General features: G+C 54.3%; 14 protein-coding genes. 7 read left to right on the top strand and 7 right to left on the bottom strand.

Annotation, left to right across the window (positions count from 1 at the left end; all coding sequences use genetic code 11):
- The first annotated feature begins 477 nt into the window (after positions 1–477).
- The 5 genes from ABSG49_RS09755 (at position 478) to ABSG49_RS09735 (ending at position 10874) form a co-directional block, all read left to right on the top strand.
- Positions 478–5607, top strand: a complete 5130-nt coding sequence (locus ABSG49_RS09755) for a DUF2341 domain-containing protein (protein ID WP_424025940.1) — start codon at positions 478–480, stop codon at positions 5605–5607.
- Positions 5608–6179: 572 nt separating this feature from the next.
- Complete coding sequence (locus ABSG49_RS09750; protein ID WP_424025939.1) at positions 6180–6737, top strand: type IV pilin domain-containing protein; 558 nt, start codon at positions 6180–6182, stop codon at positions 6735–6737.
- Positions 6738–7390: 653 nt separating this feature from the next.
- Positions 7391–7975, top strand: a complete 585-nt coding sequence (locus tag ABSG49_RS09745; protein WP_424025938.1) for a hypothetical protein — start codon at positions 7391–7393, stop codon at positions 7973–7975.
- 115 nt (positions 7976–8090) lie between these two features.
- A complete protein-coding gene (locus tag ABSG49_RS09740) occupies positions 8091–9446 on the top strand; it encodes a COG1361 family protein (protein ID WP_424025937.1) in 1356 nt (451 codons plus the stop codon).
- Positions 9447–10874, top strand: coding sequence for a fibronectin type III domain-containing protein (locus ABSG49_RS09735; protein ID WP_424025936.1), 1428 nt, complete (start codon positions 9447–9449; stop codon positions 10872–10874).
- 383 nt (positions 10875–11257) lie between these two features.
- On the opposite strand, the gene ABSG49_RS09730 is transcribed toward ABSG49_RS09735, so the two are convergent.
- The 4 genes from ABSG49_RS09730 to ABSG49_RS09715 all read right to left on the bottom strand — a co-directional run bounded on the left by ABSG49_RS09730 (position 11258) and on the right by ABSG49_RS09715 (position 15868).
- Positions 11258–11644: a DNA polymerase ligase N-terminal domain-containing protein gene (locus ABSG49_RS09730; RefSeq protein WP_424025935.1), complete on the bottom strand. Its 387-nt coding sequence runs from the start codon at positions 11642–11644 to the stop codon at positions 11258–11260.
- On the bottom strand, positions 11641–12285 hold the full coding sequence (gene thiE, locus ABSG49_RS09725) for a thiamine phosphate synthase (protein WP_424025934.1): 645 nt from the start codon (positions 12283–12285) through the stop codon (positions 11641–11643). Before thiE ends, ABSG49_RS09730 begins: the two co-directional genes overlap by 4 nt.
- Before the next feature lie 14 nt (positions 12286–12299).
- A complete protein-coding gene (thiM, locus tag ABSG49_RS09720; protein ID WP_424025933.1) occupies positions 12300–13100 on the bottom strand; it encodes a hydroxyethylthiazole kinase in 801 nt (266 codons plus the stop codon).
- 131 nt (positions 13101–13231) lie between these two features.
- Positions 13232–15868 (bottom strand): aminotransferase class V-fold PLP-dependent enzyme, encoded by a 2637-nt coding sequence (locus ABSG49_RS09715; RefSeq protein ID WP_424026021.1) that lies wholly within the window; start codon positions 15866–15868, stop codon positions 13232–13234.
- 157 nt (positions 15869–16025) lie between these two features.
- On the opposite strand from ABSG49_RS09715, the gene ABSG49_RS09710 reads away from it, so the two are divergent.
- Entirely contained in the window at positions 16026–16430 is a 405-nt protein-coding gene (locus ABSG49_RS09710; protein WP_424025932.1) for a pyridoxamine 5'-phosphate oxidase family protein, read from the top strand.
- 111 nt (positions 16431–16541) lie between these two features.
- Entirely contained in the window at positions 16542–16865 is a 324-nt protein-coding gene (locus ABSG49_RS09705) for a hypothetical protein (RefSeq protein ID WP_424025931.1), read from the top strand.
- 66 nt (positions 16866–16931) lie between these two features.
- Here ABSG49_RS09705 and ABSG49_RS09700 read toward each other — a convergent pair whose 3' ends face one another.
- The 3 genes from ABSG49_RS09700 to ABSG49_RS09690 all read right to left on the bottom strand — a co-directional run bounded on the left by ABSG49_RS09700 (position 16932) and on the right by ABSG49_RS09690 (position 18937).
- Positions 16932–17657: a DUF169 domain-containing protein gene (locus ABSG49_RS09700; RefSeq protein WP_424025930.1), complete on the bottom strand. Its 726-nt coding sequence runs from the start codon at positions 17655–17657 to the stop codon at positions 16932–16934.
- Between the two features lie 166 nt (positions 17658–17823).
- A complete protein-coding gene (locus ABSG49_RS09695) occupies positions 17824–18384 on the bottom strand; it encodes a DUF6691 family protein (RefSeq protein ID WP_424025929.1) in 561 nt (186 codons plus the stop codon).
- A 7-nt stretch (positions 18385–18391) separates the two neighbouring features.
- Positions 18392–18937, bottom strand: a complete 546-nt coding sequence (locus ABSG49_RS09690) for a YeeE/YedE thiosulfate transporter family protein (protein WP_424025928.1) — start codon at positions 18935–18937, stop codon at positions 18392–18394.
- Positions 18938–19022 lie beyond the last annotated feature (85 nt).

Raw genomic sequence — 19022 nt, 5'->3', positions numbered from 1 at the left:
AAAGTTACGTATGGTTTTAACGGTCATGTTTCGCAGTCCGGTTTCCGCGCATCTTTCGTCACAAGAGGCAGGACAGCTCCCACGGGTGTCTGGTGAGCGAAGCTGGTTCGGAGGCTTTTACCGGTTCGATGGATTTATATTGCACTGGAATGGTACAATTGGTCTATTACAGTCAGTGTTGCCCAATTTACCGTTGAATCTTTACATTCCCGGGCGGGGTGCGTCTTGAAAAAAGAGGTCCAGTTTCACGAAACCCGGTTTCCGGTATCGCGGCGGATAGCGCTGATTGTATTTATTCTCTTTCTGGCAGTTTTGGTTCTCATACCTCCTGCCGCTGCCGCAAACTGGTATAACCCAAGCTGGCCCGATCGTCAAAATATAACCATCAATAAGGCGTATGTCACTGGCACCGGTGTCACCCTTACAAATTTTCCCGTCCTTATCAGTATCAGTGATACGTATCTGACATCAAGCCAGGTGCAGTCTAATGGAAATGATATCCTCTTCACTGCCTCTGATGGAACGACCAAACTGTCTCACGAAATAGAGAATTTCACGCAAAGCACAGGAACGTTAGTGGCATGGGTCAACGTCCCCAGCCTCCCCAATTCCACCAACACGACCATCTACATGTATTACGGGAATCCTGCGGCGAGCAACCAGCAAAATGCGGCCGGGGTCTGGGATTCCAACTATAATGCAGTATGGCACTTATCGCAGAATCCCGCAGGATCCGCTCCCCAGATACTGGACAGTACATCCAATGCCAATTCTGCAACATCGGGGGGTGGAATGACGGCCGCACAACAGGTCCCGGCGAAGATTAATGGCGGATTGAGTTTTAACGGGGTCAATAATTACCTGACGACGAATTATGTCCAGACCGCTGTTGTGAATTACACCATTGAAACATGGCTCAAAACAAGTAACACCACCCAGGTCCAGGCGACTATTGTCCAGGACAGAGGTACTGATGCCGCAAATAATGGTACAGGACAAAGTCTTACCCTTTCTGTCGGAGGAACCTATCCTAATAGTGGCTACGGAACTGCCGGGGATGTTGCTTACGGGCTCGATAGCAACGGTATCTATGTAGGTGATTATTCGACAAAGGTGGTAAATGATAATAACTGGCACATGGTAGCTGGTGCATGGAGTGGCCCTTCGGGTACTGCGGTAAGTGCCACCCAGTTCATTATTTATATTGATGGTGTACCGGTCGCTCAGACTGCTGTTACGACCGGAGCTGCAACATCACCGCTGACAGGATTATTCGGGACGCAGATAGCCCAGCACCAGCCGTGGACCACGTTTTTCAATGGAACGCTGGACGAACTCCGCATCTCCAAGATACTTCGTTCACCAAACTGGATTTCGACTGAATACAATAACCAGAACAGCCCGGGTACATTCCTCACCGTTTATCCGCAGGAATATCCGCCAGTCTTCTCCGGGTTCACCGGAACGCCAACTTCCGGTCTCTACCCGCTGACTGTCCAGTTCAACCTCACGTCAATGTTCAATAACGCGACGTGGGTGAACTGGTCGTGGGGCGATGGAGCGGTCACCAACACCTCAACATTGCTGACGTTCAATGCCTCTCACACCTATAGTTCGGGAGGCACGTACACCGTCAATGAGACCGCCGCCAATCCTTCGTATACCAATATCACCACACTATCTAACTACATCACGGTCTATAACCAGACCGCATCCGGGTTCACCGGAACGCCAACTTCCGGTCTCTACCCGCTGACTGTCCAGTTCAACCTCACGTCAATGAACAACAACGCGACCTATGTGAACTGGTCATGGGGCGATGGAACGGTGACGAATGCAACAACATTGTTGACGTTCAATGCCTCTCACATCTATACTTACGGAGGCACATTTACCGTCAATGAAACTGCCGTCAATCCTTATAATACCAGTATCTTCGTACAACCAAACTACATCACGGTCTATAACACAACCGTTTCAGGGTTCACCGGAACGCCAACTTCCGGTCTCTACCCGCTGACTGTCCAGTTCAACCTCACGTCAATGTTCAACAACGCGACGTGGGTGAACTGGTCGTGGGGCGATGGAGCGGTCACCAACACCTCAACATTGCTGACGTTCAATGCCTCTCACACCTATAGTTCGGGAGGCACGTATACCGTCAGAGAATCCGCCGCCAACCCATATAATACCAGTATCGCTACACAACCAAACTACATCACGGTCTATAACCAGACCATATCGGGGTTCACCGGATCACCTACTTCTGGTTTATCCCCGTTGACTGTCCAGTTCAACCTCACGTCAATGAACAACAACGCGACCTATGTGAACTGGTCATGGGGCGATGGAACGGTGACGAATGCAACAACATTGTTGACGTTCAATGCCTCTCACATCTATACTTACGGAGGCACATTTACCGTCAATGAAACTGCCGTCAATCCTTATAATACCAGTATCTTCGTACAACCAAACTACATCACGGTCTATAACACAACCGTTTCAGGGTTCACCGGAACGCCAACTTCCGGTCTCTACCCGCTGACTGTCCAGTTCAACCTCACGTCAATGTTCAACAACGCGACGTGGGTGAACTGGTCGTGGGGCGATGGAGCGGTCACCAACACCTCAACATTGCTGACGTTCAATGCCTCTCACACCTATAGTTCGGGAGGCACGTATACCGTCAGCGAATCCGCCGCCAATCCTTCGTATACCAATATCACCACACTATCTAACTACATCACGGTCTATAACCAGACCGTATCCGGGTTCACCGGAACACCAACTTCTGGTTTATCCCCGTTGACTGTCCAGTTCAACCTCACGAACATGAACCTTGTGGCAAACAATGCGACCTATGTGAACTGGACATTCGGTGACGGGTCTATTGCAAACCTGACTTCCCCCGCTGCATTCAATGCATCGCACACCTATAGTTCAGGAGGCACGTATACCGTCATTGAGTCCGCCGCCAATCCTTCGTATACCAGTATCACTACACTATCAAACTACATCACGGTGTCTTCGTGGACAAATGCGAATGGATGCTGGACGGCAACGGTGGGCAACCAGAATCTTGTGATGTGGAACACCACCGGTATCATGACGTGGACTGCACCAACAGCGATAATGCCGAATGTCTGGTATCTTGTTGTCGCTGGTGGTGGCGGTGGAGGGAGGTACGGTGGTGGCGGTGGCGCCGGGGGATTCCTCAACGGCACATTAACCGTTTCATCCGGTTCGACTTATACCGTAACTGTTGGTACCAGTGGAACCGGTGCAACAACTGCCGCTGTAGGAGGAAGCGGAAGAAATTCATCATTTGCGAATACGACACCCACCAATGGGATACAGTCAAAGGGCGGTGGCGGCGGCGGATCCAGTAGTGGCACTCTTGCGATCAGAAGCGGAGCAGCCGGAGGTTCCGGCGGTGGTGGCATAAGGAATGGAGGTACGGGAGGATTGGGTACCGCCCCTCAGGGAATGAGTGGAGGAGCGGGAATAACAACAACAGTTAACTATTATGGCGGTGGCGGTGGCGGTGGCACCGTTGCCGGGGTTGCTGCTGCTGGTACTGCCTGCGGTAACGGAGGCAACGGCAACGTATCTTTCATTACAGGTACATCTGGAACATATGCCGGCGGCGGTGGTGGCGGTGGCTTCACGGGAGGTACTTTCGGCCTTGGGGGTACCGGCGGCGGTGGCGCCGGTGGTGTTGGGGCTACTGCGGGGACCAATGGTACTCCAAACTTAGGCGGCGGTGGTGGCGGCGGCGGCAGCACGGGGAGCGGTGGTAATGGCGGCACCGGTATTGTCATCATCAGTTACAACTTGTGGAACCAGACCGTTTCCGGATTCACCGGATTGCCAACTTCCGGTTTGGCCCCGCTGGCTGTCCAGTTCAACCGGACGATCCCGAACGACAACGCGACCATGTGGAACTGGTCATTTGGCGATGGCAGTGTATGGTTTAACACTACAACAGTAACCGCAGCAAATGCCTCTCACACCTATAATTCCGGCGGAACGTACAGTGTCACGCTCATCGCCCAGAATCCGGGGAGACAGAATACCACCGTACAATCAAACTACATCGCGGTCTATAACAATACCGTTTCCGGGTTCACAGCAAATGTCACCTCTGGCCTCTTCCCGTTAGCGGTCCAGTTCAACCTCACCACTATGGCCAACAATGCGACCTATGTGAACTGGACATTCGGTGACGGGTCTGTTGCAAACCTGACTTCACCCGCTACATTCAATGCCACTCACACCTATAGTTCAGGAGGCACGTATACCGTCATTGAGTCCGCCGCCAATCCTTCGTATACCAATATCACCACACTATCTAACTACATCACGGTCAATAACAAAACCGTCTCCGGGTTCACCGGAACGCCAACTTCCGGCCTCTTCCCGTTGGCTGTCCAGTTCAACCGGACGGTCCCGAACGACAATGCTACCATGTGGAACTGGTCATATGGGGATGGAAGTGCATGGTTTAACACTACAACAGTAACCGCAGCAAATGCCTCCCACACCTATAGTTCCAGCGGAACGTACACGGTCACGTTCGTCGCCCAGAACCCCTATTACCTGAACACCACGGTTATGTCGAACTACATCACCGTTGGAAATCCAACCGTCTCCGGGTTCACCGGAACGCCAACTTCCGGCCTCTTCCCGTTGGCTGTCCAGTTCAACCGGACGAACCCGACGAACGACAACGCAACCATGTGGAACTGGTCATTTGGCGATGGCAGTGCATGGTTTAACACCACAACACTCTCGCTTGCCAATGCCTCCCACACCTATAGTTCCGGTGGAACGTACACGGTCACGTTCGTTGCCCAGAACCCCTATTACCTGAACACCACAGTTATGTCGAACTACATCACGGTCAATAACAAAACCGTATCCGGGTTCACAGCAAATGTCACTTCCGGCATCTTCCCGTTAGCGGTCCAGTTCAACCTCACCACTATGGCCAACAATGCGACCTATGTGAACTGGACATGGGGTGATGGAACGTACAGTAACACATCAACCCTGCAGACGTTCAATGCATCACATACCTATAGTTCAGGAGGTACATTTACTGTCAGTGAATCCGCGTCCAATCCTTATTACACGAATACGACCACGCAATTGAATTATATCAGTAGTTTGTCATTTGTTGATATCACCCTGAACGAGGGCTCGATAACCCTGGGATTAGCCGCGGGTTCTTCCGCAACTGATTCAAGCCTCATTATAAACACCACAGCCAATGTTCCGTTCGCTATTACCGTTGCAGATAGTTCCGGGCGCAGTACCTATCAGGGGTATTTGGGAAGTTATACGGGTTCTGGGTATGACAGCGGGGGACCTGACCTGGCATCGCCTCTTGGGCTGGCCGGAACCACTACCGGCACTACAATGGCGCAGACGATCACTCCGCCCATCTTATCTGCACCACAAACATTCTATTCTGGAAGTGCAGCAGTCACCAACCAGAATCTTCCCACGTTATTCACCCAGCCGGCAGTATTTTCTGATCCGCACCTGACAGGTGGTTCCAGTTACAGGATTGCCCTGTCGTTCATCATCCAGACTGTTTAAGTACGAGTCTCTGAAGAACCCGGCGCAACATTTTTTTATTCTCCTTCAGCGATTTAAATCATATATTTGGTAAGAGCTCGCAGTTCTTTCAGATGCTCTCATGAGCGGACGATATGAAATACTCCCCGAAAAAATTCATTCGTATCGGTTCTGACAGGATCACGGGACTTCAGGACTTTTGAAAAGGGGTGATGGGGGGCGGGACGTTACTCAATTCTCCTCATAGTGTATCTCAACGAATTTTTTTGTCTCGTATTGTGACAAGTTTCTTGTAATAATATCTGATGTATTTCCAAATTGCCCTCTCCTTCTTAATCCGGAAGAATCATATCTTCTTGTTTCACCGCCAGACCGGACGCATGAAAACCCGGAAATTCGATGATAAGAAGCCTGAATAGATGGATAAAATTCCCGGCATAAGGAGTTATCGTATTAAATTGGCGTAAATCCTGCTAATATCTTATGTAATCTACAAATTGCATAACAAATAGATTTATACCAAACCATAAAATGGTCTGGGTGTACATTGTTATGCCTTTGCCCGGGGCATGCTATAAACGGTGTTTGAAATTATGGCATTTAAAAGAAAGAATGAAGATGCAGTTTCAGCGGTTATCGGCGTCATTCTGATGGTCGCCATCACGATAATTCTCGCAGCAGTGATCGCTGGGTTCGTATTCGGTATGGCGGGAAACCCCCAGAAGACCAAGATGGTTGCGGCGACGGCATCCAAACCCAGTTCAAACGAGATTATAATCACCTATGATGGTGGCCCGGATGCTGCAACATTCAGCTACGGACTTGTAACGATTACTCCCCCCACCGGCATTAATGAAACGGTGACATATTTTAATACTACTGGCGGGGTTCAAAGATCTACTAATATTGGATCTCAGGTTACTGCAACCCCTTCTGTTAATACAGGTTGTTCTGGAGAATCGTGTACTTTTACAATAACTGCTTATTTTATTTCCGATGAAAGCTCGCAGGGTGTGCTGGGAGGGATTGTTGGAGATCAGGTTATTGCCATCCCTTCTGTTACTAATGGTTTTTATGGGTCGAGTAATATTATCGTAACGGGTTATTTTACCGATGGAAGTTCGCAGGTTATCCTGGATACCCGGATATAATTTCAAGCTTTTTTCACGAGAAAAGAAAGGAGTTTTATCTGTAAGACCCTGATTATTTTGCCGCCAACCCGATCAGCGTTTCCCACCGGTTCCCCATCGGGTTGATCCAGATGTTTGCCATCTGAGCTGGAACCCTCCCGCCGATTCCCTGATGCGGCCGTAGGTAGTTGTAACATGTCTGCATTCCGATAGCAAACTCCTCAGCACCTATCGCGCGGTCAGAGCTCCGTACTACCTTCGTGCGCGCTCTGAACGTCCCGTTCAGCCGTCCAAGGATAGTATTATTCGATAAGAGCGCGAAAACTTTGAAAAGAGATGACCGAAAATCTCGACTCAACCCAGTTATCGAAAACGGTTCCTGGTTGAAACCGGTTCTCTGTCATGAAAAGAAGATCCGGTGCTGATCTCAAATCACGGATATCCCGGATCCAGAAAAAAGGAGATCTTCTGCAGGATCATGCCGGCTCATCCGGATAAATTCTTACCATTTAATTTTCATTGAGGTTTTTTACAGACTATACTATTCAAATAAAATCAAACCTCCTGAAAAATGTGTACAATCTGATTTCTTTGAGATTTTTTTAAAAACGAAATATTTAAATAGAATGGGTTTATAACAGAGTATGTGCTAAAATCAAAAGGATGTGAGGCACATGAAAACAAAGGTATTGATTCTGGTCGGGATTCTGGTCATCGCATTTGCCGCAGTGGTTGCGCCGGTGATGGCAGCTACCACGGGTAGTGCTACAATTACAGGAAATCCCCCTATGAAGATGGATCTCACGCTACACGGTTCCATTACTGGGTGGAGTTTAGATCCAACAGCAAGTCAGCCATTAACAAATTCAGCATCCGTAACAATGGACGTGAAATCCAATGACAGGAGCTGGGATGTTAGTGCTAAAGACGCACTAGATAATGATGGTGTTCCCGCGGCAAAGACTAATGCGGGTTTTATGTTAGAATATGATCCAGCCGGAACAGGTACATGGAAAACTATTGCATTGGGCAATGCCCTCCACGTTGGTGCTACTACTTCAGGGCATCTTACTGGCGCAGAAGTTACATTATCCGGTTCCGATCAGACCATTGCAAATGGGGATGGTGCCGCAGGTGGTGCTGGCACATTTATGGGCCAGCCACTTACCATTAAACAGACGGTCGCATACTCTGACCCAGTCCTGACAGGTTCCGAGGTCTACCGGATTATCGTTACATTAACCGGTACAACACCGTAATTTTTTTATAAACTATTTACTCCTTTTTCATTCATATCTGGGCATTCCGGGTGGTGAGAATTTACAAAAGGTTTTATATTGTATTCTATTACTAATTATCACAAAGGAGTTGAGAATGCGTAATTTCAGGAGTGAATCCCGGATGATCGGGATCATTGCATTGTGCCTGTTGTTGGTACTCCCGGCAGCCGTATCAGCGATTGGCGTTACCGGATCAAAGTATGTAGGCAGTATTCAGCCCGGGGGAACAGATATCCATAACATGACGGTGACTATCGGTGCCAACGATAATCCAACCGACGTTCTGGTGGAAGTATACGGTTTCGGCCAGAATATAGGTCAGGGTTATGCGGCCGTAACCCAGGCAAATGATGTAAGTCCCTATTCTGCCCGGTCTTTTATCACGCTCAGTACCAGTTCTTTTCACCTTGAACCCGGGGCCGCACAAAACGTGGATGCAACAATATCAGTCCCCGCAAATACCGGCCCGGGCGGAAGATATGCACTCATCTATATCCATGCTAAGCCGAGTAAAGGGGCGTCATTCACCACGGCAGTACTGGTCCCCGTCCTCATCACGATTGCCGGAACCCCGCCGACCGTGACCGGCAGCATCACCAACCTATCGGTGGGCGAGGTGACGGTGGGCCAGCCGATCACCGTTACAACAACGCTCAAAAATACCGGAAATTATCATTATTACAATACCGTGAACACGATAGCGATAAGCGATGCAACCGGGAACCTCGTGGGAAACTTCTCAACTCGACCAGCGATATATGCAATTATCCCGGGAAATACTGTCCATTATACGATAACGCCCGAACTACAGAACATTCCGGCCGGGACCTACACCGTGGATTCCAAAGTTCTCCTGGAGAGTGGCACAGCTCTCGATGAGAAGACCACGACCTTCTCGGTAAAGACGAATTACATTGCCCCGGTGACAGAATCCAACATCACGCTCACGCCGGGAAGTGCGGGAACCCTGACGTCCCCCGATGGCCGGTTCTCGGTCTCGTTCCCGTCGGGTGCGGTGCTGGGTGATGCCGTGGTGACCCTGAAACCCTACGCCAAAGATAAACTTCAGGCAGCCCCGGCAGATGCAAAACTGGGGACCACCTGTTTTGAGATCACCGGGCTTTCCGGCCTGCTCAGCAAGGATGCTACGGTCCAGGTCACGTATTCGGCAGACGATCTCGCGGCCGCTGGCGGGGATGCCTCCCAGTTGAAACTCTCTTACTATGACGCGGCCAAGAATGCGTGGGTCATCCTGCCCACGCAGGTAGATACCGGGAGCAGAAAGCTGACCGCAACCACAAACCACATGGGCGTCTGGGCTGTCATGGTCTCGTCCTCAACCTCCGGCAAAGGCGGCATCCTGGGTCTTCCATTACCGCTGACCGTGATTCTCGCGTCGCTTATTATCGCCGTTTTTATCACCGGGAATCGTGGTGGGAAAAGAAAATGAATGAAAAATAAATTTTTTGTTTTTCTCATCTGCTGCTGCTGTCTTCTTACGGTACCGGTTGTTCTGTCAGTTCCTGCCGGTGCTCTGGACAGCGGGACAGCGTCGATAACGGGAAACGTCATCCTTGTCTGTTATCATATCACGGTCACGGGTATCGATACCAGCCATGCGACTATTTCCTGGAAGACCAATAGCAATGCAAACAGCACGGTCGAGTATGGCACGACAACTCACTATGGATCCCTCAGCGCAGATGGGGTCATGCTTAAGGACCACACGATATCCCTCTCCGGCTTGTCACCGGGCACGGTGTACCATTACCGGGTGATATCAGGTGACCTTTCCGGTAACCGTGCTGTAAGCGCTGATCTGACCTTCATAACAACCGCCCCGCCTGCACCGACAACTGCACCGACAACTGCACCGACTCTGCCACCTGCTCCAGCTCCATATTACGGGAGAGGCGGGGGTGGCGGTGGCAGGAGCAATACGTACACGGGACCGGGGACACTTCAACAATCCGGTCTCCCTGAACTGCCGCAACAACCCGATCTGCCGCAACAACCCGGTCTCCCCGGACAACCCGCCAGTCAAAACGTCCGGAGTTCCCAGATTTATCCGATAGGTTTCCCGGGGCTCATCTATAATGCCGATGGGCAGGGTACACTCATCATTGGAATCAGCGCTGCACGGGACGCCGTTGCAGCCGTAACGATATACTCTGACCGCGTTGAGGTTTACCAGCACCACTCGCCCGGCGTGCTCCTCACCTTCTGGGGGAACAATTTCAAGACCGGCAACGGGAATATCACGGGCATCGCCCCACGGGCAGAGTTCGTAATCGACCCGCTGAACTCCACGCTGGCGCTCGGCAATGTCTCCGGTTCAGTTCACGCCACCCTGCCCGCACTTACCGGGTGGGCCACCATCAATCTTACCATTCCGGGGGACCTGAGCGCGGATACCCTGAACCAGTTCCAGGACATTCTCAGCAGTAACGGTCTCCAGTTGGACACTGTTGCCTGCACCCTCAACGTGCAAAAGGTCAACCTCACCACCGGCCCGGCGAACGTAACGTTCACCATCCCGGCATCGTGGGTGGACGGGCATGGGGGGAAGGACGCGGTGAGGATTACCCGGATCAGCGAAGAGACCGGTAAGCAGGAACTGATCGACACGGTATATGAGGGCGTTGACGCCGACGGCAATATGATCTTCCGCGGGGACTCGCCGAACGGCACATCACTCTTTGGTCTGGTCACTGCCGAGGCGCCCGCCGCCACCCAGCAGGCGCAGTCGAATGTGAGTATGTTCGTCCGGCTCATCGACATCCTCATGAACAATCCGGTGGTGTTCATTGGTGTAATTGCACTTGTCGTGGCGATCACGTACTTCGTATGGTGGAAGAGAGAGTTCTTCCTGGATTAAATTCAATATTTTTTTTCAAAGCCCGATATATTTTCATAGGGAAATAACCCTCTCCGGGGAGTTCGTTTCCCGTTCCAGATGGCGTGCGTCATCCTCCCTTGTGCATACCTTTTCTTGAAGAGCAGGATCGATTCGCAGGTACGTGAGCATCGTGCATCTGGTGCAACGCAGGTGTTCCACGCAATTGCCTTTGGTCTCCTCTCCGTTTATGGCATGAGCAGGGGCATGACCTTTTACACCGCAAGGGGGCGATAAGAACCCTGCACTCAGATGTTCGTCTGAACATAGTTCCGGGAATTTCTTATATGCTATGACAGGTTCCCGGCTTTTTTAGCCAGGAAATGCCGGCCGGTCTTCCCTTTTTTTAGCAGACGACAACAGGATCAGGCCTTTGCCCGGAGGACCAGCCATTCCTTGTCGCCTGCCTTCCTGAACCGTACAAGGGTATATTTCCCGGAGAGCCGTGAGCCGTGGAGGATCACCTCTATCCGGTCCGGTTCCCACGCAACGGTTTCATAGGTCCCGTTGTCGGCGATCTTCACGTCCCCGGCACCATAATCACCCGCGGGGATCGCCCCTTCAAACCCGATGTAGTCGAGAGGGTGGTCCTCCACGGCAATGGCCAGCCTTTTCTCACCGGGATGTTCCGGCAGCCCTTTGGGCACCGCCCAGCTCTTCAGGACGCCGTCTTTCTCAAGACGGAGATCAAAATGATGGTGGTGGGCAAAGTGTTCGTGCAGAACAAACCGGGGTTTTTGATCGCTGTTCATGGTCTTCTCTCCCTTTCCTCTTTCGCCCGCGCCACGATACCCGCAAGCCCCCGGGCTGCGGCGATGATATCGGGCTGCGACACGACTGCCGATATTACGGCAATACCATCTGCCCCTGCATCAATCACCCGGCCGGCATTCCCGGGCCCGATCCCGCCGATAGCAATGACGGGGATCCCCACGGCAGACCGGATCTTCTTCAGAAGGTGAAGGCCGTGACCGGGCCCGGCATCGCTCTTGGAGCCCGTCGTGAAGATCGGGCTGAGGGCCACATAGTCTGCCCCGTTGCGTTCGGCGTCCACGGCTTCCTCAACCGAACCCACGGAGATGCCGATGATGAATGCCGGCGGTGCGAGCTGGCGGGCCGTGTCGCATCGCATATCTCCCTGCCCGAGGTGGACCCCGTCCGCCCCGCAGGCTAACGCGACGTCGAGGCGGTCGTTCACGATGAACGTGGCACCGGCGCGTCGGGTGATCGTGCGGATTTCCTTCCCGGCCCTTATCAGTTCCCGTGAAGGGCAGTGCTTGTCCCGGAGCTGGATCACGTCAGCTCCGCCGTCAACTGCCCGCTGTGCAATGACTGCATGCGGAAGTCCCTGCGAAAGGACCTCGTCCGTGATGACATACAGGTCAATCTTCATGGGAATGCAGGAGTTTATCCGGTCCTGATCCGGGCCGCCCGTGCAAGGTCATCGGGGGTGAGGGCGGCAAGTTCGTCGAAGAGTGCGGTCCTGAAGCTGAAGGGGCCACGGGCACCGGATGCTGCCCGTTCGCCGGCAATGCCAAACGCGGCGAATGCTGCTGCCGATGCGAAGACCATGTCCTTTGATTCCGCGGCAAAGACACCGGTCACGGATGCTGCCATGCACCCGGTCCCGGAGAGGCTGCCCATCATCGGGTGGCCGTTCTCCACGAGGAGGGTATGCTTCCCGTCGGTCACGATATCCGTCGCCCCGCTGATGGCGACGGTCAGACCTGCGGTTTTTGCATAGTCCTGTGCGATTGCTACCGGGTTGCCGGCAAGCCCGTGCGAGTCAACGCCCCGCACGTTCCCTTCTGCACCGGCAAGCACCCCGATCTCGCCGGCATTGCCCTTGAGGATCGTGATGTCAAGCTCATCCAGCAGTCTCCGGGCGGTCTTTGTCCTGTACTGCGTGGCCCCAACCCCTACGGGATCGAGAATGACCGGGATCTTCCGGTCGTTTGCCATGCTCCCGGCCAGTTCCATGGACTCGACCTGCACCCGGTTGAGGGTCCCGATGTTGAGGACCAGTGCGCTGGCAATCGCAGCCATCTCCTCAACCTCCTCGGCCGCATCCGCCATTACCGGTGCACCCCCGGCACAGATAGTAATGTTCGCGCAGTCATTGACCGTCACGTAGTTCGTTATGTGGTGGACAAGCGGGCGTTTCTCCCGGACGAGGGAGAACAGGTCGAAGAGCTGTTGTTTCTTCATGGAAGATCACGCAACGCGGGGTAACGTGGCCCCGGTGTGATCAATAGTGGGAATTCCTGCATATTAAATCGTAATAAATAAGCGACCGTTCATCTCCCAACCGGAATGGGTGGGGGTGGCAGGAACCTGCCTTACCGGGTGATCTCTTCGACCGTGGCGAGGAAGAGGTCCACTTCCTCACGGGTGTTGTATGGCCCGAGGCTGACCCTTACGGTCCCGTCAGGCAGTCCCAGCCGCTCCATCAGGGGGATGCAGCAGTGGTGGCCGGACCGGACCATGATGTCGGCCATCTCATCGAGGCGCTGGGCAACCTCGTGGGGGTGCAGGCCCTCCACCGTGAAGGAGACAACCCCTACCCTCAGATCGGGAGTGTCCGGGACATGCAGGGTGACGCGGGGGATCTTCCGGAGCCCGTCGACGATCCGGCTCGTGAGGGCCTGTTCGTGCCGCCTGACGCGGTCCATGCCGATCCGCGAGAGGTAATCGACCGCGACCCCGAGGCCGATCCCGCCGGCGATGTTCCCGGTCCCGGCCTCGTACCGCTGGTATCCTTCAAAAAGCGTATATTCCGTCCCCTTCACAGACTCCACGCTCCCCCCGCCCAGCAGGAGCGGCTCGATGTCCGGCTCCTTCATCCAGAGCACGCCGGTACCGGTGGGGCCGAGCATCTTGTGGCCGGAGAAGGCGCAGAAGTCGCAGCCGAGCTGCGCGATATCGACCGGCATATGCGGCACGGTCTGCGCCATATCCACCAGCAGGAGGGCGCCGTGGTCGTGGCATATCTTCGCAATCTCTGCAACAGGGGTGATCACGCCCAGCACATTGGAGGCATGGGTGATCGCAACGAGACGCGTCCGGTCGGTGATCGCGGACTCGAACGCAGCCAGGTCGATCGAGTAGTCATCACGAATACCGGCGACATCAACTGCCACCCCTCTCCTGATCAGGTGATACCAGGGGAGCAGGTTGGAGTGGTGCTCGAGGATGGTCGTGAGGACATGGTCGCCGGCCTTCCACGGGAAGCCCTGTGCCACCGTGTTGATCGATTCGGTGGTATTCTTCGTAAAGACCGTGACACCTTCCTTTGCCCCGATGAAGCCGGCCACCTTCTCGTGGGCATGCCAGTAACGCTGGGACGCGATCTGGGTGAGGCGGTGGACCCCGCGACCGACGTTTGCCCGGTAATTATGTTCAAATTCCACAAGAGACTGGATCACCGGCTCGGGAGAGAGGCTGGTCGCTGCATTGTCCAGATAGACGACCTCGGCAAGGAGAGGGAAATCCTTCCTGATCTCCTGCACATCCAACTCATCCCTGTCAGGTTCCTTCATTGCTGGTTCCACTATTCTTCCTCTCCCGATATCAACCATTTCATGGTCCTGCCGGGCCGGCGGGGCTGCCCGGAGTGTGAAATCCTCGTTCACGGCAATGCCCTTTGTCCGGCAGAGCTCCTGCATCTTCTTCGGCAGCGCCTTCCACCGCCAGAGCCCCCAGCGGCCATACGCTTCCGGCAGGCCTTTTTTCTTCGCCCAGCGTTCCACAAAGGCGTCCCAGCGCCGGGTATACTCCGGGTGGGTCACGCGGATTCCCTCATACTCGCTCTCGAGCATCGCCGGGCAGAGGTAGCACCCGATGCGTTCGATACCCTGTTCGTAGAGAGGGTTCATCTCTGCTTTCTGCCACCAGAGGTAGAGGAAGACCTCGAGCGCCCGCCAGTTCCGGATAGGTGAGACGTTGAGCTGGAGCGGGTTATCGGGGTTCTGGCTCGTCTCGTCAAGGCTGGCCCGGTTCCAGGACTCGTACCACCTATTGCCCTGGATCGTCACACAGGGACCGGTCTCCGCAAGGTAGAGCTTGAGCGGTCGCAGCTTCTGGAACTTGCAGCACCAGCGGTTGTCCTTGCCCGGCGGGCCAGCCTTCTCGACCGCCTGCCAGAAGTCACCGGCGCCACCGACTATTTCAACATCCTGCGACTTCACGAACGCAAGGGTCTCGGGAAATTCGAGGCCGGTATCGATGAAGAAGGCCTTCGTCACCCCGGCCTTCCTCGCAAGGTGGAGCACCGCTGTGCTGTCCTTCCCACCGGAGAACGAGACATTCACGGTGGGCCGGTCGGACATGTGGTGTTTTATCGACCGGATCGCGTTCCGCTCCAGGTTCTTCAGGTGGTACCGGTTCCGATCGATCGCCACGTCCCAGCCGGGATCGGGGCGGGTGCGGGGTTCAACCGCAATGAGTTCCTTTACCCTGATTGAACCCTCTTTCACCACACCCGTGCCATACCGAGACTTGAATTTCACGATCACGGTACCGTCAGGGACTGGGATTTTAAGAGGGATCCGTTTCCCTCCGATCCGCCCCTGCTCCTTCCGGGCATCGGTATAAGTGTCGAGGTCCACGATCCCGTTCGTCGCATAGCGGACGATGAACGGGAGAGCTTCGGGCGAAATGTCGAAAACAAACTTCCTTGCGATCGGATCGAAGGTGAGCCAGCCAAGCCGTTCGCCATGCATGATCACGAGGTCCGCCCGGTCGACGCCGCCGGTCTTGTTCAGGAGGAGGATTTGCGCGAGAGGTACCTCGCCGAACTGGTCGTGCACGAGCCGCCGGATGAGCGCCCGGTCTGCAGAGAGCGCCGGGCGGAGGTCCCAGGGCTGGAGGAGCTCGATCTTTCTTCCTTCCCGGCCGCACGCGCAGCTCTTCGCGATCAGCGGGACGTTGCACTCATCGCACCAGTACAGGACCTTCTTGACCGGCGGTTCGCGCATCACACTAGACAGATGGAACGCTACAGGAGATAAGAGAAGCGATGGAAGGACTGCCGGACGCCTCTCCCCGAAGGGGCCGGGTTATCCCGGGGTTCGGGGCATCCAACAGTAAATTATATATAAATAAAATCCGGATGCCAACAGTGGTGATGATACCATGGTGAAGCTGAACGCAGACATGAAAGAGGCATTCTCCAAGATGAAGATCTTCCCGGTTGCCACGGCATCCAAGGACGGGATCCCGAACGTGGTCCCCCTCGGGATGGTCGAACTCCACAGTGATGATACGATCTGGATCGTGGACAATTTCCTGAACAAGAGCATGACCAACCTCAGGACCAACCCGAAGTGCGCGATCTACATCTGGGGGCCCGAGATCAAGGGCTGCTTCCAGATCAAGGGTGTGACCTCCATCAAGACGAGCGGCCCGGAATACGAGGAGATGAAGGCCAATGTCAACAGGAAGAAGCCGGAACTCCCCGCACGCTCGCTCGTCATCATGAAGATCACACAGGTCTTCGAGTGCAAGCCCGGACCGACTGCCGGCTCGAAACTTCTCTGAGTATCTCTCGGGCACAAAAATCATCCGAACTTCTCTCAGGTTCAGAACGCTTCCTTTTTTCTCCCAACGGCCGCAAGTAATTTCAAAGCTCTCTTACCTATCATCTCTTTGATGGAAGTGGATGACCCGTTCCCACGCGTAATAAAATTCGACCGGCTTTTTGCCGAGGAACGACGGGGGGAAGTTGCTGTTCCGGAGCCTGCATCATTTGAGGAGTGCCAGGAACTGTCCCGGCCGATTAAGATGCCGCCCCTGACAGCAAAGGAAGAGGAGAAGACCCCGGACGTGCGACTTGATGTTAAACCTGACCCAGCCCTAGACGATCCTGCCATCACCGATCGTATGAAAAGCGCCGATGATTATGCCGGTACGAAGTTCCTGAATGAAAACGCCGGAAAGTTGCTTCGGCCGTGGGATGACGTTGACCTGAGCTGAACCCTTTTTCAAAAAAGAACTGATCGTCCCCCGGCCCAGTATCCAGGAATGTTAAAGGAAAGGGATTTATTTCCCACCGGGCTTGGATCCCGGCGCTGTTGTAACCACGCGGAGCGCTTCGACGATCTCCGGCAGGATCTCGGCCGGGATCCCCAGGACCAGTTCGCCATCCTCGATACCGGAGAACTTCCGCGAACCGTCGCATCCCATCGAGAAATTAACCTTGCCGGTCAGATAGGTCTGGGCGCAGGCATCAGCGCAGACGGACTGGATACCGGCGAACTCGGCATTGATCCTCCCGCCGACACGGAAGAGGGTGCTCTGGGCGAGCTTAAGCATTGCCCACGGGGTGGCAATGATGAGCACGACCTGCGGGTCGAACGGCGTCTTCTCGAGCGGCGCATAGAGGGTTGCGTAGGTATCGTGGGAATTGAGGTGGGCGACCCGGTCGATGGTCCGCTTGCAGGCGGCAGAGCTCTCGAACTTGCCAAGTTTGAAATAGAAATCACCGTTCTTTAACGTCTCGGTGATCTCCTTAAGCCCGAGCGACCATGCGCCCCCGTTGCATTCATGGTTTTCAGCAAGGGCGTAAAAGATCTTTCCCTCTTTTCGTGCAAGGCCGATCATCGCACAGTGGCGGATCGTCTTGTCGAGTTTCTGCATGCCTTCGGGGATCTCCTCCTTCTTCGTGGCAAACCGGAATGCAACCGGGGAACCGGAGAGCTTGAGGAGTTTTTTCAGCGTCTCGGCAGCCTCTGTATAGTTGATGGGTATCTTCACACCAGACGTCATGGTGATGACCTCCGTCCATCCCTCGGGATGGCTCTAACTACACCATATCGTGCCGATCACTTAAACCTAATGAAAGGACAATTATTTGTTCTCGATTGTGATGATCCGGGCCGGGCAGGGATCTGAAAGCGCCGGGGGATTCCTGACCGGAAGATGGGTTAACCGGTTACAGGCCAAAGTGCTCCAAGATCAGCAGGAACCCGATCATGCAGGCCTCCAGGAGTACGATCGCAATCCACAGGTTGAGGTGAAGAAATTCCGGCACGGTTACTGCCGGGAACGGCCCACGCGGGAGGATAGTGGTCCGAAGCTTCGGGTAGAGCACCGCGAAGATACCGGCTCCGACCAGCATCCCCACCATGCCCCCCACGAGCGCATCGAGCGCCCCGGTCCCGACTGCGCCTGCAACGGTTCCCGGGCAGTAGCCGAGCAGGGCAAACCCTGCACCGAATATGAGACCCCCGATAACATTCGCTCCCCAGGAGCCTTCTGCGGCATGGGATCTCACGTATCCGGCCTGTTTCAGCAGGTGGAACCCGGCCATCCCGACGATCACTGCCGAGAGCATCACTTTCAGCACCGTGAAGTTGGTGAGGAGGAGCTGCCCCTCAATCACATTGAAATCCGTCACGCCGGCCTTCTGCAGGAGAAAGCCAAAGCAGATACCGAACAGGAGTCCCAGTACGATCTGGAGCCGGGAATTTGTACGTATGGCATCGAGCGTCATGCGCACCTCATAACCCCCCGATGACCCGGAAGAGCAGCATCGCAACGGCAATGCCCCCGGCGAAGAAACAGCCGGCACTCACCATGCTGGCAAGAGAGAGCTGGATCGACCCGTTGATGCCGTGGCCGCTCGTGCAGCCGCCGGCCCACCGGGCACCAAACCCGAGCAGGATACCCCCGGCAAGGGCAACAACAACCCGCAGGAGCGGGTCGGGCCCGAATGTTTTTTCCCAGAGAGTGGGGACCCAGATGAGATGGAACTGGCCGGATAGGAGCACCGATATGCATGCCCCGATCATCACTCCCGGGATGATCATCAGGGCCCAGTCAACCTTGGGGACGATCTCTTTGTAGTAATCCATGGATGCGATCTTTTCCGCATTGACTGCTTTCCCGATCAGTCCCCGGACCTTGACATATGCCGTCGAACATCCTATAGGCCGGTCGGAGAGTAGGAATGCGAGACAGCTCAGGACTCCTATGCCGGCACCGGCCAGGTAAGGCGACCATGTTGCGAGCGTGAAGAATTCTAACAGGATACATCCCCCTGCCACAGATCATCAGCAGATATACTGGATATTCACCAATGCCATGGATAAAATCTTCGCCGAAGCCAAATCGGCATCCTTCATTCCGCAC

Origin of the sequence: Methanoregula sp. (assembly GCF_049510175.1) — an archaeon.
GTDB lineage: Archaea > Halobacteriota > Methanomicrobia > Methanomicrobiales > Methanospirillaceae > Methanoregula.
This window is presented reverse-complemented; position numbering and strand designations above follow the sequence as displayed.